This window comes from Spiroplasma citri, from assembly GCF_001886855.1.
Taxonomy (GTDB): Bacteria; Bacillota_I; Bacilli_A; order Mycoplasmatales; family Mycoplasmataceae; genus Spiroplasma; species Spiroplasma citri.
Genome location: NZ_CP013197.1, coordinates 73,003 through 94,652, shown reverse-complemented (window position 1 = coordinate 94,652; position 21,650 = coordinate 73,003). Strand labels below are relative to the sequence as shown.

General features: G+C 25.4%; 15 protein-coding genes and 2 pseudogenes. 1 reads left to right on the top strand and 16 read right to left on the bottom strand.

Annotated features, from left to right (window positions below; translation table 4 throughout):
* Positions 1–3: 3 nt before the first annotated feature.
* The 4 genes from rpsG to rpoB all read right to left on the bottom strand — a co-directional run bounded on the left by rpsG (position 4) and on the right by rpoB (position 8,730).
* Complete coding sequence (gene rpsG / locus SCITRI_RS00435) at positions 4–471, bottom strand: 30S ribosomal protein S7 (protein ID WP_071890505.1); 468 nt, start codon at positions 469–471, stop codon at positions 4–6.
* Between the two features lie 25 nt (positions 472–496).
* Complete coding sequence (gene rpsL / locus SCITRI_RS00430; RefSeq protein WP_071890501.1) at positions 497–919, bottom strand: 30S ribosomal protein S12; 423 nt, start codon at positions 917–919, stop codon at positions 497–499.
* Positions 920–1,054: 135 nt separating this feature from the next.
* A complete protein-coding gene (gene rpoC, locus SCITRI_RS00425) occupies positions 1,055–4,807 on the bottom strand; it encodes a DNA-directed RNA polymerase subunit beta' (RefSeq protein ID WP_071890497.1) in 3,753 nt (1,250 codons plus the stop codon).
* 14 nt (positions 4,808–4,821) lie between these two features.
* Positions 4,822–8,730, bottom strand: coding sequence for a DNA-directed RNA polymerase subunit beta (rpoB, locus tag SCITRI_RS00420; protein WP_071890492.1), 3,909 nt, complete (start codon positions 8,728–8,730; stop codon positions 4,822–4,824).
* A gap of 176 nt (positions 8,731–8,906) precedes the next feature.
* Here rpoB and SCITRI_RS12565 point away from each other — a divergent pair.
* A pseudogene (locus SCITRI_RS12565) lies at positions 8,907–9,464 on the top strand (ISNCY family transposase); the annotation flags it as partial.
* A gap of 158 nt (positions 9,465–9,622) precedes the next feature.
* Here the strand turns inward: SCITRI_RS12565 and SCITRI_RS00405 are convergent.
* The 12 genes and pseudogenes from SCITRI_RS00405 to SCITRI_RS00360 form a co-directional block, all read right to left on the bottom strand.
* On the bottom strand, positions 9,623–10,237 hold the full coding sequence (locus SCITRI_RS00405; protein WP_071890481.1) for a UPF0236 family transposase-like protein: 615 nt from the start codon (positions 10,235–10,237) through the stop codon (positions 9,623–9,625).
* A 217-nt stretch (positions 10,238–10,454) separates the two neighbouring features.
* Complete coding sequence (locus tag SCITRI_RS00400) at positions 10,455–11,669, bottom strand: restriction endonuclease subunit S (protein ID WP_071890478.1); 1,215 nt, start codon at positions 11,667–11,669, stop codon at positions 10,455–10,457.
* Positions 11,662–13,191, bottom strand: a complete 1,530-nt coding sequence (locus SCITRI_RS00395) for a type I restriction-modification system subunit M (RefSeq protein WP_071890474.1) — start codon at positions 13,189–13,191, stop codon at positions 11,662–11,664. Before SCITRI_RS00395 ends, SCITRI_RS00400 begins: the two co-directional genes overlap by 8 nt.
* Before the next feature lie 87 nt (positions 13,192–13,278).
* Positions 13,279–15,078 (bottom strand): annotated as a pseudogene (locus tag SCITRI_RS12385) (type I restriction endonuclease subunit R, EcoR124 family).
* 14 nt (positions 15,079–15,092) lie between these two features.
* Positions 15,093–15,986 (bottom strand): type I restriction endonuclease, encoded by an 894-nt coding sequence (locus SCITRI_RS10655; protein WP_204305188.1) that lies wholly within the window; start codon positions 15,984–15,986, stop codon positions 15,093–15,095.
* 346 nt (positions 15,987–16,332) lie between these two features.
* A complete protein-coding gene (locus SCITRI_RS00385) occupies positions 16,333–18,411 on the bottom strand; it encodes a VirD4-like conjugal transfer protein, CD1115 family (RefSeq protein WP_071890469.1) in 2,079 nt (692 codons plus the stop codon).
* Positions 18,412–18,415: 4 nt separating this feature from the next.
* Positions 18,416–18,814, bottom strand: a complete 399-nt coding sequence (locus SCITRI_RS00380; RefSeq protein WP_071890468.1) for a hypothetical protein — start codon at positions 18,812–18,814, stop codon at positions 18,416–18,418.
* An 82-nt stretch (positions 18,815–18,896) separates the two neighbouring features.
* Complete coding sequence (locus SCITRI_RS09730; RefSeq protein ID WP_147076637.1) at positions 18,897–19,103, bottom strand: hypothetical protein; 207 nt, start codon at positions 19,101–19,103, stop codon at positions 18,897–18,899.
* Positions 19,104–19,185: 82 nt separating this feature from the next.
* The gene (locus tag SCITRI_RS00375; RefSeq protein ID WP_071890466.1) at positions 19,186–19,773 is read right to left on the bottom strand and encodes a site-specific DNA-methyltransferase; all 588 of its coding nucleotides are present in this window, start codon (positions 19,771–19,773) and stop codon (positions 19,186–19,188) included.
* Positions 19,774–19,866: 93 nt separating this feature from the next.
* Positions 19,867–20,886, bottom strand: a complete 1,020-nt coding sequence (locus SCITRI_RS00370; RefSeq protein ID WP_071890463.1) for a TraG/VirB4 family ATPase — start codon at positions 20,884–20,886, stop codon at positions 19,867–19,869.
* A 32-nt stretch (positions 20,887–20,918) separates the two neighbouring features.
* Complete coding sequence (locus tag SCITRI_RS00365; RefSeq protein WP_071890458.1) at positions 20,919–21,119, bottom strand: hypothetical protein; 201 nt, start codon at positions 21,117–21,119, stop codon at positions 20,919–20,921.
* A gap of 91 nt (positions 21,120–21,210) precedes the next feature.
* Positions 21,211–21,525, bottom strand: coding sequence for a hypothetical protein (locus tag SCITRI_RS00360; protein ID WP_071890453.1), 315 nt, complete (start codon positions 21,523–21,525; stop codon positions 21,211–21,213).
* Positions 21,526–21,650 lie beyond the last annotated feature (125 nt).

Here is a 21,650-nt window from a genome sequence, read left to right as displayed (position 1 = left end):
TTTTTATCAACGATAATGAGCAAAAGCCTTATTAGCTTCCGCCATTTTATGAGTATCATCTTTTTTCTTAACTGCTCCCCCAATTCCATTTGAAGCATCAATAATTTCATTTGCTAAACGATCAATCATACTTTTTTCATTACGTAATCTTGCATAATTAATTAATCATCTTAATCCTAATGTAACTTTCCGCTCTTCATTTACTTCGATTGGAACTTGGTAATTAGCTCCTCCGATTCGGCGAACTTTTAATTCTAAATGTGGAGTAATATTTTCAATTGCTTTATTAAAAATTTCTAACGGTTCAGTCTTTGTTTTTTCTTTAACAATATCAAATGCTCCATATAAAATTGTTTGAGCAACTCCTCTTTTTCCATCAATCATAATTTTATTAATTGCACGCGTTACTAATTTTGAACTATAAATTGGATCTGGTAAAACATCTCTTTTCTCTGCTTGGTGTTTACGCATCGTAATAATCCTCCTTTCTGTTTAATTAAGCTTTTGTAGCTTTTGGTCTTTTTGTTCCGTATAGTGATCTTCCTTGTTGGCGTTTATTAACCCCAGCAGTATCTAAAGTACCACGAATAATATGGTAACGAACCCCTGGTAAGTCTTTAACCCTTCCCCCACGGATTAATACAACACTATGTTCTTGTAAGTTATGTCCTTCACCAGGAATATATGCTGTTACTTCCATTCCGTTTGTTAAACGAACACGAGCATATTTTCGTAATGCTGAGTTCGGTTTTTTTGGGGTCATTGTTGCAACCCTTGTACAAACACCTCTTTTTTGTGGTGCCTTAACATTAGTAGGTTTTTTTTGTAAAGAGTTTAGCCCTCTGTTTAAAGCAGGAGCTTTTGTTTTTCACACTTTATCTTTACGTGGTTTACGCACTAATTGATTAATTGTTGGCATTAAACTTTCTCCTTTCTGTTTCACATACCCGAGTGTATCAAAGAATACAATCCATATATAATATTACATAAAACAAAAAATTAAGTCAATATTTATCCGCAATATTCCCAAGAAAAAAAAGACCGTATGGTCTTTTTAATATTCTTCAGCTTTCGCTGCAATTCCGGCCGTAATAATATCTTTTGGATTTTTTAACCCTGTTCCAGCTGGAATTAAATGTCCTAACATAATGTTTTCTTTTAATCCTTCTAAACAATCAACTTTGCCTTTAATAATTGCTTTAACCAATACTCGTGTTGTATCTTGGAATGACGCTGATGATAAGAATGATTCAGATTCTAATGGCGCTTTTTTAATTCCAAAAATAACATGTTTTGCCGTTGGCGGTTTTTTCATTGAACGAACAGCGTTAATTGTTTCATTGCGATAACGTTTAACCGTTACAATTTCCCCTGGTAATAATTCAGTATCACCAGCATCAATAATTTTAACTTTATTCAACATTTGTTTAATAATAATTTCAATATATTTATCAGAAATTTCAATTCCTTGTAAGCGGTAAACTCGTTGCACTTCTTTTAAAATATAATTATGAACATCTTCAATTTTGGCAACTTCTAATAATTCTTTAATTTTAATTGAACCTTCAGTCAATTTTTGGCCACGAACAACTTTATCACCAATTTTGATTCTTAAAACAGCATTATATTGTGTTTTATATTTTCGTTCATCACTATCTGATTTAACATAAATTGTATGAATTCCACCTTCATCACGAATGTCACTAATTTTTCCATCAATTTCAGAAATAACAGCAATTGATCCTTTTGGTGTGGTTACATCTAATAATTCTTTAATCCGTGGTAACCCTTGGGTAATATCAGCTCCCCCAGCCACACCACCAGTATGGAATGTTCGCATTGTTAACTGTGTCCCTGGTTCACCAATTGATTGCGCAGCGATTGTACCAACTGCTTCACCAATTTCAACTTCCATTCCTGTTGCAAGGTTTTTTCCATAACAACGTTGACAAACACCTTTTTCTGCTTCACAAGTTAAAACAGAACGAATAATAACTTCCTTAATATCATTATCAACAATTTTTCTAGTATCTTCTTCGCTCAATAATGTATTAGCAAGAATAACTTCACCATTTTTTAATTTAATATCTTTTAAATTATAGCGACCAACTAAGCGGTCAAATAATGGCACAATAATATTAGCATGTTTTTGTTCAATAATATCTGATACAACAAAACCACGACGAGCATTACAGTCCTTCATTGTAATAATAATTTCTTGCGAAACATCAACTAATCGTCTTGTTAAATATCCCGAGTCAGCTGTTTTTAAAGCAACATCCGCCATTCCTTTTCGCGCCCCATGGGTTGAAATAAAAAATTCTGACACTGTTAAGCCTTCACGGAAAGAAGACTTAATTGGTAATTCAATAATATCTCCTTTTGGATTATTCATTAATCCCCGCATCCCAACTAATTGGGTAAAGTTTGAGACATTTCCCCGTGCACCTGAATCCGCCATCATAAAGATTGGATTTTTTGGGTCTTCACGTAAAACATGTTCTAATTCAGTTTGAATGTTATCTTTAACTTTTGATCAAACGCTAATAATACGGTGTTGTTTTTCACGACTTGTTAGCATTCCCATTTTAAAGTAATCATTAATTTCTTTTACTTTTTGATCTGCCGCTTTAAATTCTTCGTGTTTTTTGTCGTATACTTTAACATCGCCTGCTGATACTGTTACACCCGATTTCCCTGAATATTTGAAACCAAGGTTTTTCATGTTATCTAACATTTCAGCCGTCTTATTAGCTCCATATTGTTTAAAGTAGCGATCAATAATATTTGATAAATCTTTTTTCTTAAACGGTGGATTAACTTTTCAAGTAGCTAAGTATTCAACCAAGTTAACATTGTCTTTAATTAATGAGCGAGCTGGTAATGCTGTTAAATTTTCAATATTAGGTTCATTTAAGTATGGAAACTCTTCTTTAAAAATTTGATTAAAAATAATTTTTCCTGGTGTTGTAATAATATAATCTTTCATTTGTTCTGAATTGAATTTTTTATTTACAAAACCAGCAACAGGGATGGCAACTAAAGCATGCAAAGCGACAGCTCCAGTTTCATATGCAATAACAGCTTCATTTAAATCTTTAAAGATTGTTCCTTCTCCTAATTGTCCTTTTTCTTCATAGGTTAAATAGTAATTCCCTAACACCATATCTTGGGTTGGTGTAACAATTGGCTTACCATCTTTTGGACCTAAAATATTTCGACTTCCTAACATTAAACTTCGTGCTTCAGCAACTGCTTCTTCTGTAATTGGTACATGAACCGCCATTTGGTCACCATCAAAGTCAGCATTAAAAGCAGTTGTTACTAATGGATGTAATCTAATTGCTTTCCCCTTTACTAATTTTGGCTCAAATGCTTGAATTCCTAATCGGTGTAAAGTTGGTGCACGGTTTAATAACACTGGCCGACTTTTAATAACTTCTTCTAAAACTTCTCATACTTTATCGTCTTGATTTAAAATTAGTTTTTCCGCAACTTTAATATTTGCTGCTAAACCATCTTTAACTAATTTGCTAATAACAAATGGTTTAAATAATGTAATAGCCATATCACGTGGTAATCCACATTGATACATTTTTAAGTCAGGACCAATTGCAATAACTGAACGTCCTGAATAGTCAACTCGTTTCCCTAATAAATTTTGACGGAAACGACCTTGTTTCCCTTTTAAAATACTTGTTAATGATTTTAATGGGCGTTTATCTTTTCCAGTTACTGGTCGCGCTTTGCGTTCATTATCTAATAAAGCATCAACGGCTTCTTGTAGCATCCTTTTTTCATTATTAACAATAACACTTGGTGCTCCCATTGCTTTAACTTTTTTTAATCGTTCATTTCGAATAATAATTCGACGATATAAATCATTAATCTCTGATGTTGTAAAACGACCACCATCTAATTGAATAATTGGGCGAATATCAGGCGGAATTACTGGTACTGCTCGTAAGATCATTCATTCTGGTCGTGAACCTGATTTTTTTAACGAATCTAAAACTTCTAAACGTTTCATTAATTTATTTTGATCCAATTGTGTTTTTTTATCTTTTAAATCTTGCTTAATTTTTTCAATTTCATCATCAATGTTTAAGTTTTTTAATAATACTTCCACCGCTTCTGCGCCAATTCCAAAGCGTGCATTAGTATGACGATTAATGAATTGGGCACATTCATCCATTGAAAATGGTAACGAAGTATTTTTTAAATCTTCAATCATTGTTTCTCCCGCTTCATAAGCAATTGTGTCAGGTTCTAGTGTATCCAAAATTTCACGTAATGTTTTTGTTAATCGTTGACGTGTTTGGGCTGATGTTTTAGCATTTCCTAAATCTAATACCATTTTTTGTTTTAATGATTTTGCATCACCAGCATCTAACACAATATATGAAACAAAGTAAACAACTTCTTCAAGTTCTTTTGTCTTCATATCTAAAATTAAAGCAATCCGACTTGGTGCTGCTTTTAACATTCAAATATGTGTCACTGGTTCTTCTAATTCAATATGTCCCATTCGTTCACGACGAACAATCGCTTCAGTAATTTCTACACCACAACGTTCACAAATTTTTCCCTTATTTTTTGATTTTTTGTACTTCCCACAAGCACACTCAAAATTCTTGGTTGGGCCAAAAATCTTTTCATCAAATAATCCATCACGTTCTGGTTTTAATGTTTTATAATTAATTGTTTCTGGTTTTTTTACTTCCCCAAATGACCAACTGCGAATATCATCGGGGTTTGCTAAGCCGATTTTAATCATACGATTATTTTTTTCATTATTTTCAATCATTTTTTTCTTCCCCCTTAATCTAATTCATCTTGATCATTAATTTCATCAATCTCATTGTCAATGTCATCAAGTTCATTATCATCTAAGTTATCTACCAAATCAAAACTATCTTCAACTTTAACAAAGTCCTCTAAATGTTCTTTTTTTTGTGGTTCACGATTAGTACTTAAAATAAAATTATCAATATCAAATTCATCTTCAAATTCATCACAATCTGTTAATAAATCTTCATCAACATAATCTGCTTCATCATAACTCTTAATATTTTTAATATTTCCTTTTTCATCAATCATATGAATATTAAATCCTAACCCTTGGATTTCACGAGTTAGCACATTAAATGATTCTGGAATCCCTGGTTCTGGAATCTTTTTATCTTTAACAATTGATTCATATGCACGTGTTCTTCCTTTAATATCATCAGACTTAATTGTTAAAATTTCACGCAATGTATGGGCTGCACCATAAGCTTCTAATGCTCATACTTCCATTTCTCCAAAACGCTGTCCCCCATTTTGAGCTTTTCCTCCTAATGGTTGTTGCGTAATTAATGAATATGGTCCGACATTTCGCGCATGTAATTTATCATCAACCATGTGTGATAATTTCAACATATACATTACTCCTACCGAAACTGGATTATCAAATTTTTCACCTGTTCGACCATCAATTAAAACTTCTTTCCCAAAGTTTTTCATTCCTGCTTTATCCATAATTTCAATTAATTCTTCATTTATCATCCCATCAAAAACAGGGGTTGAAATTTTTTGTCCCAACTTTTTCGCTGCCATTCCTAAGTGAATTTCTAACACCTGTCCAATATTCATCCGTGATGGTACCCCCAATGGATTTAACATAATATCAACTGGTGTTCCATCTTCCATATGTGGCATATCTTCCAATGGTAAAATTTTCGAAATAACCCCTTTGTTTCCATGACGACCAGCCATTTTATCTCCTTCTTGGATTTTTCGTTTTTGAACAATATAAATCTTAATAACTTCTAAAACATCAGCTGATACTTCATATTTTTCTCGTGGAAAGCGTTTAATTGCTTGAATAATTCCTTCACCACCATTTGGAACTCGTAATGAATTATCTTTAACATTTTTTGATTTCTCACCAAAAATTGCTTGCAATAATTTATCTTCTGGTGATAATTGGGTTTGTCCTTTTGGTGTTACTTTCCCAACTAAAATATCACCTGGTTTAACTTCTGTCCCAATAATAACTAATCCATCATCATCTAAAAATTTGCGTGCATTTTCAGAAATATTAGGAATCTCACGCGTAATTTCTTCTGGTCCTTGTTTTGTTTGACGACGTTCAATTGTATATTCTTCAATATGAATTGATGTAAAAACATCTTCTGATACTAAGCGTTCTGAAACAATAATAGCATCTTCATAGTTGTAACCATTTCATGTTGTAAAAGCAACTACCACATTTTGTCCTAAGGCTAGTTCCCCTTTATCAATTGATGGTCCATCAGCTAAAACCTGTCCTTTTTCAACTTTTTGTCCTTGACGCACTAATGGCACATGAGTTAATGATGTCCCTTGGTTACTACGAACAAAAGTGTCTAAATTATAATTTTTTAACCCTTCTTTTGTTTTTAAAACAATTCTTGTTGCATCAACAAAATCAACAATTCCATCATATTGTGAAACAATTGCTAATCCCGAGTCACGAGCAGCAGCATATTCAACTCCTGTTCCTACATATGGTGAATTTGGAGCAATTAAAGGAATTGCTTGTCGTTGCATATTGGCTCCCATCAAAGCACGATTGGCATCATCATTTTCTAAAAATGGAATACAACTTGTTGCAATTGAAACAATTTGTTTTGGTGAAACATCAACATAGTCAACATCATTTCGTCCGGCAATAATATTTTCTCCTTGGAAACGTGCAACCACTTGTTCATCTAAAATTTCACCCTTATCACTTAAACGAATATTAGCTTGTGCAACAACATAATTTTTTTCTTCATCCGCTGTTAAATAATCATTTTCCATGGTAACTTTGCAACCAATAACACGGCGATATGGTGTTTCAATAAAACCATATGAATTAATTTTGGCATATGTTGCTAAGTTATTAATTAATCCAATATTTGGTCCTTCTGGTGTTTCAATTGGACAAATACGACCATAATGTGAGTAGTGAACATCTCGGACTTCTAATCCAGCACGTTCTCTTGATAGCCCCCCTGGCCCTAGGGCTGTTAATCGACGTTTATTTGTTAATTCAGCTAAAGGATTTGTTTGATCCATAAATTGTGATAACTGTGATAAATTGAAAAATTCCCCAATAATCGCTGATAAGGGTTTATTATTAATAATATTTGAAGGTTTCATTTTAAATAAATTTGAAGTTGACATTTTTTCTTTAACATTTTTTTCAATTCTTAGTAATCCAATTCGAAATTGATTTTGTAATAATTCCCCAATTGTTCGGACACGACGATTTCCTAAATGGTCAATATCATCAACTTCCCCAATTCCATCTGTTAAATTTAATAAATATGAAAATGTTGCCAAGACATCAGGAACTGTTACATATTCATCAGTTGCATTAGGATCAATTCCAATAATATTTGCCACACGAGAACGAACTTCATTATCAACATATACTTTAATTTTTTGGATTTTATTAGAACAAATAATTTCATCACTAAATTTAACTTCTTGTAAACAAGCACCTGCTTTTAAAATTCCTTTTAACTTGTTAATAGCTTCTTTATCCATTAAAGTTCCTTCGGTAAAAACAACTTTACCATTTACATCTTTAATGTCTTCAGCTAATATTTTGTTATAAATTCGGTTTTCAACTGATAATTTTTGAATTAATTTAAAACGTCCTGCTTTTGTTAAATCATATTTACGTTTATCAAATAATAATCCATATAAATATTTTGTCGCACCATCTGGTGTTGCCGTTTCTCCTGAACGAATTTTTTTATAAATTTCTTGAACAGCAATACTTTGGTCATATAAAATATCACCTGTATAAGGATCTAATTCGTAAGTACTTTTTACTAATTTATTATCGCCAAAAATATCTAGGGCATCTTCTTTAATAATTCCTAACGCTGTTAAGAAATTAGCAACCGATACTTTTCTAGATTTATCTATTTTTACATAAAAAACATTCTCAAATTTTTCTTCTTTTCCAACTTTAATTTTTTTATGATCTGATTCAAATTCTAACCATGTTCCTCGTGACGGAATTAAATCAACATAATAAACATTTTCTCCATTTTTACGATTTAAATCAATTTTATAATATGCTCCGGGTGAGCGAACTAATTGTGAAACAACAACTTTTTCTGAACCATTAACAATAAAAGTTCCTTTTCCTGTCATTAGTGGAAAATCACCAAAAAAGACTTCACCTTCTTTTTCAATTGTAATATCAACAATTAGTTTATCATCTAATCTTTCTTTAATTGTTACTGTACATGTTGCTATTTCATCGCCAGAATGAATATCATAATAAATAACATCAGTAGTTTTTTTTAAAATTGTAATCATATGCCCAACACGTTCTTCAATTCACGCTTTAATTAATTCGGGTTCTCCCTTAACAATTGCTTTTTCAACTTCTACATCTTTTGAATTAATTGTTAATTTTAAATTTGAATAAATTGGTGCTTCAAAAATTTTTGACTCATCTTTTGCTTGAGAAATTGTTCTTCGTGGCTCTCTAAATTCTCAATCTAACATCTCTAAAACGATATTTCCTTCATGCCCAACAATCGGAAATACCTCCCGGAACACTTCGCTAATCCCTGTTTTTTTGAATCAATCATATGTTTCAGTTTGAATTTCAATTAAATTTGGTAAATCTAAATTCCCACTTACTTTTGTGTAATCAATTCTTTTAGCGTAATGCCCAAATTCTTTTTCTTTTAATGCCATTAATTATTAACCTCACTTTTCACAATATACGCTTATAAATTTTATATTGGTTTGAGACAAAAGTCAATTCTTTTTATTAAAAATTGTCCTTATCTTGTGATAATTTCGTAATAGTTATCTAGCAAAAATTTCGCAATTATTTATATTATTAATTTGGTGATAACTATGGAAAGAAAATTAACAATGACAGAAAAACATAAATATAAAACTATTGGAAAAGTTATTAATAATGAAATAACAAAAAAAACGTGCTGCTAAAATTTTAGATTTGTCTATTCGTAGAATTGAACAATTAATGAAAATTTATGATACACAAAATATGACTTCTTTTGCCGATCATTCACGTGGTAGAACAGCATATAACAAAACAAAACCAGAAATTTGTGAAAATATTCTTAATCTTTACAAAACTAAATATATTGATTTTAATTTTATACATTTTAAAAAAATTACTTGAAAATGAAAAAATAAAAATTTCTTATTCAGTTTTGTACAACTTAATGTCTCTAAATCAAATAAAATCTCCTAGAAAACAGAAATTAAGAGAAAAAGATAAATCACATCCTTTAAGAGAACGCAGCAAATATTTTGGGGAATTATTACAAGCTGATGCTAGTGAACATTTATGACTAGGAATAAATCATCCTAAAATATTTTTACATGGTGCTATTTATGATGCAACAAATACAGTTGTTGGATTATATTTTGATTATCAAGAAACCTTAAATGGTTATTTGCAAAATGCAAAATGAAGTGCAAAAAATCTTTATTAATTAAATAATATAATAAAAATTACAAAAATTAACCATAAATTTAGAAAAATTAAAAATATTTTAATTTTTCTTTTATTTTATCGATATTTAAACATACTAAAAAAATTTATTAATTTTAATTAATAAATACATATCTTTTCATCATACCCAGTATGAAAATATGCTGTTCTAAACATATTTTTTTCTATTTTTCTATATTTTGTTAAATTACTAAAAGAGTCGTCAACTCCAGCATACAAATATGGTGTTTGGACAATTATTTTTTCAGTCTTTGTTTTTAATTGTTCTTTAAATAATTTAGTAAAATCAATTTCCTTATTAATGTTTGTGATTGTCATCTTTGATATATTTAATTTTGGGTACATATCCATAATATCTCTTTGTCTTTTAGCACTATCCATTAATTTTCAAATTGCTATTTTAATAAAAATACTAATTCTACTTCGTTTTTTTCTTCCGACTTTCTTGTCAAATAAGAAAACAAATTCATATTTATTAGTATCTTTATTAAAAAAACGAAATAATGTTCTAAAAAAGGTAATATCACCATACTCTGTTTTTTCTGTAAAAGGTCTTTTACCCCACATAATATATCCATTTTGGCCATTACAATTTTGTTTTCTTAATTCTTGATCAGTTCTTTCTCATTCTTCTAATATTAATTTTTTTCCTATTTCATTAACATCAGTATTTACTTTTTCTCTAAAATTAATAGTATTAAAAATATTTAACATATAATTATATTCCTTTTAAATCATCATTGCATGATAGTAAAATTTTATAATGATTCAAAATGAATGTCAGCAATAATCTCATTTAATTTTGTAGAAAATAATTGATGGTATTAATACTTTTACCATTATCAAAATATAAACACTTACAAAAACCAAAAAATTACTTTAATTTTGTAAAAGTTTTATTTTTATATAAAAATCAGATAAAAACCATAAATTAAATAAACATATTATTTAAGTAATATTGCTTTTGTTTTTCTAATAAACTTAATTGTTCTTTAATTAATTCAATCTTTCTATCAATAATACTAAAAAAGTTTGCAATCTTAGTTTGTTCTTTGTAATTAAGTGAAACAAAAATCTCAATATTTTCAAAATAATTTTTATTAATCATAGGAAGTGTTTGTGCCGAAGAATAAGATTTTATTTTTTCAGTATTATATTGAAATAAATAATATACATATTCAACACCATCTTTTATTGAAGAAATAGAATTAATTTGTTGATTGAATGATGTTATAGTTGTTGTAATACCAATATTTCCAATTGTACCTATGCATGAAAATAAAATTGATTTTTCTTTTACTATAGGGTTTTTTTTACTTGCCATTAAAGAAATTTTCTTTTTAGAATTTGTTAAATATTTTTTTGTCATATCTGGAATAGTAATCCAAAGAACATCATTTAATCAATTTTTTTCATTTTTTGTAGAAGGTGTTTTACCAGTTTTAATATTACCTAATTCTTTTATTTTTTTACTTTTTCATTCATCGTTAAATCCTTTAAATCTAATTTTTGGATAACTTTTTTCATTTGCAAACATATTATTTAAGTAATATTGCTTTTGTTTTTCTAATAAACTTAATTGTTCTTTAATTAATTCAATCTTTCTATCAATAATACTAAAAAAGTTTACAATCTTAGTTTGTTCTTGTAAACTAGGTATTTTAAAAATAAATTGATTAATTATTTTCTTAGAAAGGTTGGGCTGTGTTTGTTTTATAATAAATTTATTTAATTCTTTTTTCTTAAATTTAAGTAATAAATAATATAAGTATTCTGTCGAAAAATATAAATTATTAATTTCCATAGAAAAAAAAGCTTGACTAGTAGCTAATGGAATTTTGTTGATTGTTGGAAACCCAACAGAAGCATATATAGAGTATATTAATGAATTTTTTGGTACTAATCAAGCACTAGAATTTTTAAGTCCTTTTTTAGTTATTGTTTTTTCAGTTTGAAAAATGTATTTGCCTTGATTGGTAACATCTTTAATTGATAAAAATGATATTTCTCCATTATAAAAATCTTTATTTTTTGTACTTGGAGTTCCTCCAGATTTACCCTTATTATAAAACTTATTAAAAGTTGTTTTATAATAAAAATCATTAAATCCTTTAAATCTAATTTTTGGCACCAAATATTTATTCATTATTAATCACCAAATCTTTTAACATTAAATTAAATTCTTCATCTAATTTTTGAATTTCTTTTTCATTATTAATTAAGTTATCTTGTAATGCTTTAATATTAATAATTTCTTTTTCTTCTGTATTATCAACATAACGAGCAATATTTAAGTTATAATCATTTTCTTTAATTATTTCTATATCAACTAAATTAGAAAATTTATCAATATTTTTTCTTTTATTAAAAATATTAATAATTTTAATAATATTTTTATCGGTTAAAGTATTTTTATTTCCTTGCTTTTGAAATTCTTTCGAAGCATCAATAAACAAAATTGAATTATCAATTTTACATTTTTTCATCACAATAATACAAGTGGGAATTGATGTACCATAAAACATATTAACTGGTAAACTAATAATATTATCAATTCAATTTTTTTCAATCATATATTTTCTAATAATTAATTCAGCATTACCCCTAAACAAAATTCCACGAGGAATAACAGCAGCCATTACGCCATTATCAGATAATTTATAAATCATATTTTGAATAAAAGCAAAATCAGCTTTTGTTTTTGGTGCTAATTTTCCATAAGCACTAAATCTCTCATCACTTAAAAATTTTTGATTTGCCGATCAATGAGAACTATATGGCGGATTTGCAACAATTATTTCAAATTCTTGTCCTTTAAAACCATCATCTTCTAATGTGTCACCATTATAAATATTAAATTTATTATACTTTAAACCATGCAACATCATATTCATTCTTGCAATATTATATGAGTTGGTTTTTAATTCTTGACCATATAAATGACCAATTTTTAATTCTTTATATACTCTTAATAATAATGAACCTGAACCACATGTTGGATCATAAACAGTTTTAATTTCCGTTTTTCCTTGACTAACTAATTTAGCTAATAATTTAGAAACAGGTTGTGGTGTATAAAATTCACCTGCTGCTTTTACTGATTCAGAAGCAAATTTACTAATTAAATATTCATAGGCATCACCTAAAATATCAATTTCTGATTCATTAATTTTTAACATTACTTTAGCAATTATTTTACTTTTCTCTGCTTCTGTTTTTCCTAATTTACTAGAATCTAAATCAACAGAATCAAATAAATTTTCAAATTCTTTTTCTGATGAATAACCAATTGTTGATTCAATTAATTTTTCAAACGCTTTTCTTAATAAGAAAATATCAAATTTTCCAATATTAATTTTATTAATTATTTCTTGTCATAAATATTCCGGTTCAATATAATATCCAGCACTATCATTATCATATAAAACTTCTAAAAAATCATTACGATATTTTTCGTCAGTTAAAGCAGTTTGATAATCAATCCCTTCTATTTTTAAATCTTTTTCTATTATAGATTGTACATTATCTGATAAATAACGATAAAATATTAATCCTAATATATATTCTTTATATTCGGATGGCTCCATTGTCCCTCGTAGAGTATTAGAAATATCTCATAATTTAGAAAATAATTGTTGTTGTACATTTTGTTTTTCATGTGTTGTCATAATATTTTTTCCTAACTTTCAAACTCATTAATTAAATTAATTATATTTAATTCTAATTCTTTTTTTACTTCATTTTTTGCTTTTATTTTAGATACTATTAATAGCTATTTTTTCAGTATATTGTTGATTAATTTTTTCTCTAATTAAGTTAGAAGGCAATTGATTAGTAAAACGATATTCACTAATAATTTCATTAATATCTAATTTATCTATATTATATTTTTTACTAATTTTAATTATTTGTTGTTCATATTTTTTATCACAAAATTGTTCATATAATACTTCTAAATCTGCAGTATTTTTAAGAGTAGAAATAACTCTTTCAATAAATGAATTTATTAATTGTGATTTATATTTTAATACTGGATCAGTTGATTCTTGTAATCCTTTTTTTATTTCTTTAATTTGTTTTTCTTTTCTTTTAATATTGTTTAAATCTATTTTTTTTAATAATTCTAAAATATAATGAACATTAATTTTATTACTATAAATTAATTCTAGTTCAAAATCAACATCTGCTAATACAGATAATTTTTCTTTTTTAATTTTTTCATCACTAAATGATAAATAACGAGATTTAAATTCATTATATTCATTTTCACTAAAATTATATTTACTTTTATTAATATCAAATTCAATAAATGTTTCTAATTTTAATAATATTTTTACTATTTCTTTAAATAAAAAAATAAATTCTTTAATTTTAACTTCGTCACCATCATTTCCTACATCATAAGCACAATTATAATCTTTTTTTAATTTATTCACTAACTTAATAAATTCTAGTTCATAATAATCAAATGGTTTCATTAATATTTGATCAGTATTTGTACTATTAGAAAACAATAAAATTGCTTCATCAACAGTTTTTTTAGTAGTTTGATAACAAACAATATTACCAAATGGTTTAGTAATATTTATAATTCTGTTTGTTCGTGAAAATGCTTGGATTAATTTATGATATTTTAATAATTTTTCTAAATATAATGCACTAGTTATGGGTGAATTAAAACCTGTTAAAAACATATCAACAACAATTAATAAATCAATTTCTTTGTTTTTAACTTTCTTTTGTAAATCAATAAAATATTCATTAAATCTGTTTATATTAAAATTAGTATCAAAGTTTATATTATAATCTTTAATTATTTTTTATAATTCTATTTTAAAAGAAAAATCTTTATTATTTAAATCTTCATTTGCTTCAAATGTAAAAATTGAAGCAATTTTTAAATTATGTTTTAAATTTTTAAATGTTTTATAATATTTAATTGCCATATTAATATTTTTAACAGCAAATATAGCATTATATTTCTTTCCGTATGTTTTTTTTGAAAATGTTTCTATTATATTTTTTGAAATAGAGTTAATTCTGGAATCAACTATTAATAATTCATCATTATTAATATCTTCAATCAATTCATCATTAGTGTCTTTTTTATTTCTAATTGATTCAATATAGTCAACATTAAAACCTAAAAAATTACCATCTGCTATTGCATTATTAAGTAAATATTTATGGATACATTTATGAAATATATCTGCTGTTGTTCTTCCATCTTCCGATTGATTTTGTTCAAATCGTGGTGTGCCAGTAAATCCAAAATATTGTGCATGTTCGAAAATTTTTTTAATGCTAACATACATTTTTCCAAATTGACTTCTATGACATTCATCAATAATAAAAATCACTTTCTTATTCTTAAATTTAGCCATTATTGATTTATATTTTTCATTTTTACAAGCATTAGCCATTTTTTGAATTGTAGTTAATATTATTTTTTTAGTGGAATCTTGAATATTTTTAATTAAATTATAAGTACTTTCAGTATAATCAACACTATCTTTTTCATATTTATTGAACTCTTCAATGGTTTGAAAATCCAAATCTTTTCTATCAACTAAAAAAATATTTTTTCTTTTTCTGGCATATATTTTAAAATTTGACTTAATTTAAAAAAAGTTAAAGTTTTTTCAGATCCAGTTGTATGTCAAACATAGGCATTATTATTAGTTTCGCTTGCTGTTTTAATAAGTTTTTCAACTGCATAAATTTGATAAGGTCTCATTATCATTAATATTTTTTTACTTTCATTAAAAATCATATATCTTGCAATCATTTTACTAACATGACATTTATTTAAAAAATTTTTAGTAAAATCAAATAAATTAGTTATTCTATTATTTAATTCATCAGTTCAATAAAAAGAATTTTCAAATAAAATATTACCATCATTATTTGAAAAATATTTAGTATCTATAAGATTAGAAATTATAAAAAACTGAATAAATTTTAATAATCCTTTATGAGATTCTTTTTTATATCTATTAATTTGATTTAAAGCTTCTTTAAAATTTATTCCTGGTTTTTTTAACTCAATTTGTATTAAAGGTAAACCATTAATTAAAATTGTTATATCATATCTATTTTGAAAAATACTTTTTATTGTTAATTGATTAGTAAATTGAAAAATATTATCACATCATTTATCTTTATTAAATAATTCTAAATCTTCTCTTTTAAAATCATCACGCTCAATTGTAATTTTCTGTCTTAATATTTTTGCATAATTAAAAATACTTTTACCCATAATTTTAAATAATAATTTTTCAAATTCTTTATCAGTTAATGGTTTATTATTTAATTCATTTTTATTATGATTAAAAATTTGATTTCTAAAATTAATTTTAATATCTTCTTCATTATTTAATTTTATATATTCATAACCTTCAATTTTTAAATTATTAATAAGCTTTTTTTCTAATTCAGATTCACTAATACATTTATTTTCCATTTTTACTCTTTCGTAATAATTTTAATTATATAATAAAAAACCAAATTTTTATTAAAAGTAATAATAATTTAATTTTATTATATTAAAATTGTTAAAGAAAGATATAAAATAAGCATTTATACTTTTTTTAATTTCACTAGTTATTTGTTAAATAACTTTATTGTTTTTATCATTTAGATAGAGTTTCCCTTAGGTATGGTTTAGTTAATCACTTGCGACTACGCTTCTGCCCCATGTAGTACTAATTTAATTAGTTGATTAACCTTAGAGATATCCTCACACTTCATTCATTTTTAAGTGTTCCAGCTTGACCACTTTGTGAAATCTTACTATTTATAAAAAATAATTATTCCTTTTCAGAATAATTATTGGTTTCTTGTCTTTTGATTAATTCTATTTCAAGGTTTTTGATTTTTTGTAAAAATAAATTTATCATTGTTTTATTTTGAATAGATTTGTAATTTGTATTTTCATACTCTCTTAATTGCATTTTTAAATTATTAATATTTGTCTTAATTTCTGTTGTTGTTAAATTGACAAATTCATTAATTTCATTTTCTTTTATTTCTTTTTTGTTATTTTTAATATCATAAAAATATTCTTTATTAAAATTTATATAATTAATTTCTTTTAATTGAAATATGTTTGTTTTTTCTACTAACTTTAAATCTTTTCATAGTTTTAAAGTTATTTTCATTGAGTTATAGCGTGCTATTTTAAAAATTCCTTGTCCTTGTTTTAAATTTGCTAACTCACTAGTTAACATTAAGAGGTGACTTTTTAAATTTTTCGAAACACTAATATTGCTTTTATTTTCATTAATACTAATTTGTTCGATTGTTTTTGTTCCAAATAATTCACTATAATATTTTATTGTTTCTAAATCATTGGTATGTAAGAAAATATGCATCCCACAGTTATTTAAAATAATTTTTGCTATTGTATCACCATAATTTAATTTTAATTGGTTGATATCTTGTAAAATAAATTGAAAAAATATGTTTCTGCTGCGCGAAATACTAACTCATTTTTCAATGTTGTTTATTTTTGTTAAATTAGCAAATTCATCTAAAATAAAATATACTGGTTTTTCTAGTTTTTGTTCAATTATTTCACTTGCTTTATTTGTTAAAAATTGATAAATTTGACTAATTAATATTGCTATTAATTTATAGTAATTATCATTTTCATCACTAAATATGATGTATAAAACTGTTGAATATTCGATAAAATCATTGCAATTAATATCATTTTGAGATGTTAAATTGCGAATAAAATCATTGTTAAATATTTCTAAACTTTTTGCAACAGTCATTAAAATAGCATCTAGTGTTCGATTTTCTTTACTATCAACTAAAACTTGGCTTGCGGTTATTTTGGCAATGCTGGTATTTTTACGATTATTAAGTCATTCAACTAGAACTTTTTTAATACTAGCAATGGCAGCAACAAAAGCCATATTAAATTTGTTGAAAAATAATTCTTTTTTTAAAATTTCTTCTATTTCTGTTGTTAAATTATTTTTGCTTATTTTATCTTCATAATCTTCTAATATTGCCAAAATAATTCCTTGAATAATAATACTTGCTGAATTATTTCAAAATTCATCTTCAATATTTTTGTCAATTAACATATGACTAAGTGAACTAATTTTATCTTGATATTTTATTTTTCATCTCATTTTTTCTTTTTTGTTATTTGTCATTATCATTTTAATAAAGTCGTCATAAATTAGTTTTAATGGATTTCAAGTATTTTCTTTCTCTAAATTACGAAAATCAATAACTTTTATTTTATAACTATTTTCTGCTAAAAACCCACTAGTTAAATTATATAATTCTCCCTTGGGGTCGGTTATGATCATAGTTGGTTTAGCAGTTGATTTTCCATTTAAATAAATTGTTGGTAATGCTATGCCTTGTGTTTTTCCGCTTGCTGTTGAGCCAACAATAACACTATGAATATTGTTTTTTAAATTAAACAATAAATCTTTTTTGTTTTTATTACAATTAAAAACAAAGCCTGTATTTTTATAATTATCTTTGATATTTATTTTTTCACTAATATCATCAATTTCTTTTACACTTAATCATTTACTATCACCAAAATCTATTTTATCGGTTGTTTTAATTGCAGTTTCTTTACTCTTCACTTTACTAAATAAAACAAAATAAAAAAACCAGCAATAAAGCGCTAAACTTAATCCAACTGTTATTAGTAATCCATATTCATTTTTAATTATATAATTTCATCAGGATAATATTTGAAATTGCTTAATTTCATTGATAAATATTGTAATTTCTTTTCAATTAATAAAAATTGAATAACCTATTCCAAATAATGTTAAACAAAAAATAAAAATGATTGGAACAAAACATAAACCAATCAATAAAATTATTTTTTTCTTTTTAATTTTATTTCACATATTTTTATAACTCTCTTTCTAGACTTCTCACCAAATCATATCCTTTTTGCATAATCGGATTGATTTTAAAAACCATTTCATTAAATTCTTGTTCAATTAAACTCATATTTTTAAAATCTGATTCTTTTGCACTAGGAATGGTCTTGATAATTTTGTAATATTTTATTTTTTCTGCTAAATCTAAATATTTAATTAATTGGTTTATTTCATAATCTTTAAAATTATTTTCATATTTTAAATATTGTTTAATTTCATAAATTAAGCCATCATAATCATCACTAATAATTTTAATTTTGCTAAATTCTTTAATATTGCCTTTGCTAGACTTGTATTCATCAAATAGATTATTAATTTCATTTTCTAATTTATTTCGTTCAAATTCTTTAACTTCTCGAAAATTCATTGCATTATGACTACCTTTACCTCCAATTTCACCAGGCTCTATTTCATAACCTGCTTTTGTTAAATAATTAGCATGATAATTATTAAATTTTTGTTTTAAGATTATTTTTCATTCATTGTTTCATAAAATTTATTTCAATATTAACTCATTCATTTAATTTATAATAATTTATACTTTCAGGAATTAATTGTCCCATTTTACGCGTATCTGTTTTTTTATCTCATACTTGAATATCTGTAAATTGACATATTCCCATTTTTTCAAATCATTCTTGTCTTGTTGCTGGCAAAACAATTTCTATATAAGTATTATGTTTATTACAAAACTCTTTAAAAGTTGATTTTTGTGCTTCACTATATTTTTGTTGTTGCTTATTTCAATCTTCTTCTATATTTTTGAATTAAATCGTAAAATATATTTAGTGGTTTTTCTGTTGGATGTTCTGTTATTTTATAAGCTGATCCTGTTGAATTTTTAAATATTGTTTTTTTATTTTCATAGTTATTTTGATAATTTGGAATTTGGTGTTTTTTAGAGTAAATAATCATACAATATTCTTTATCTTGCAAAATAAAATTATTAGTTGGCATTGGGTTTGTTTTTTCTCAAAAATAAAAATCAAAATTCATATTATTTTTATAAACTCAATCTAAATAATCTTTAATTTGTCATCTATTCATTCAAATTAACATAAATTTAGTTTTTGAAATTCGATAAAACTCATCTAAATAAGTATTTATATCAAATGAATTATGCAAATTATTATCATAGATAGCATTAATATATTTATTTATACTTTTTGATATATTATTTTTATTTATTTGCTCGTTTTTTCTTTTTGGTAAATTATATAAATAGGGTGGATCAGTTAAAATTAAATCAACGATATCATTTTCTAAACTTTTAATAAAAGTTAATGCGTCACCATTTATTAATTTTCCTAAATTTGTTTTTAACATTTTTATCCTCTTTTTTATTTTTTGCTAAAAAAGTAAAAATTTAATAAAATTCTTCATAAAAATTAAAAAAAACAATTAAATTTACTTGTTTTTTTAATTATCTTTTTTTCCAAACCCTGCTTTTTCTTTTTTGTTTGCTTGAATTTCAATACGATATCTTTCAAATCCAGAAACAAAAAATAGCCCTTGTCCTTTTACACTACGAGCAATATAATCTTGTTCTACTGATGTTAATCGGCCATAACTTTTATATAAATTAATAACTTTTTCTAGGTCATTAGGTTTTAGCCCCATAATAAACGAATATTGACTATTATTAATAATTGCTGTTGTTTTTTTAAAAATTGTTTCATTTTCTACAAAATCAGCGATATTTTGTGTTGCCACAACCAAAGCACCATTATATTTCCGAATTCGCTTTGTCATTTGATACATAAAATTTAAGGCAGCTGGATTATCTTTATCGATTGCTAAATGAGCCTCATCAACAATTATTACAATTTGATTATTATCTTTAAAACGATTTTCTTTTATTTCTTTTTTAATAATATTTAGCATTAAAATTAATTGTGCTGCGTTTGTTTTTTTGTCATCTAAATCAAACAAATTATAAACATCATAAACAATAAAGTTGTTATTAAATTTTATTGTTGTGTGACCATTTCAAAGTGCTTGATATTTTCCATCATTTAAAAAATCAGTTGCTATTAAATCCATAAATTCTTTTAAAAGTTGATTTTTATTGTTTTTATATTCTTTTTCTAATAAATAATAAAAATCATTCATAATTGGAAAATCATTATTATTAATTTTATTAATGTCACTATTATTTGTAATTTTAAATTGATGATATAATAATTTCAAATATTTTGTTAATAAATTAATTTCTCGCCCGTTAAAATCAGGATAAAGCGTTTTGAATCATTGTTCTAAAAATCGTAAATGATTTGACAGGGGTGATGAATTGGTATTTTCTAATTCATCAATAAAGTTATTATCTAAAATTTGTAGGGGGTTTATTTTTCCTATAGAAGCATCTCCTGCATCAATTCAATTTCCATCATAATATTTGCATAATTCTTGGTATTCTCTTTCAGGGTCAGTAACAATCACTTTTCGCCCCATCTGAATATGAAAATTTATTATTATTTTTTTAAAAAATATGTTTTTCCCATTCCTGATGAACCAAGAATAAACATATTATGGTTTGTTCTTTTACTTGTAATTTTAAATTGATCCAACAATACAACATTTCCCATATTATTTGTTCCTAAGTACATTCCTTGTTTATCATGTAAACCACTATCAATAAATGGAAATGATACTGCTAAGGTACTTGTTGGCATTTATCGACCATATTTTTTTATTATGACCTTATTATTATATGGTATAAAACCTTTTAAACCATTAAATTGTTGATATCACAATGGATTAAGTTTAATATCCATTTCTTTTAATGCTTTTGTTAATCGTGTTTGTGCTTGTAGTAATGTTTTTTTTATTTGTTCCATAATTTAAAAATAAAATATTAACATTTTTTAATAATTCACCACCACCATTAACCTCATCAATTAAATGGTAGTATGTTTCTAATTCATAGTTATTTTCATTTGTATTAACATATGATTTTGTCATTACTTGTCTTGTTTGGGTTGTTTGAATGGCACTGTTGATTGCTTTTTTTGTTTCATCATAATTTAAAGGATTTATATTTCAAATAATATAATAGTTTGCTCATTTGAAAATAAACATGCTCCTCATAAATCGTTAATAAATAAAGGGTAGTCCTGAATGGTATTAATTGAATAATATAAATCATTTGCTATAAAATAATTTTGTTTAATATTTAGGTATTTAAATTGCAATAATTTTGCTAA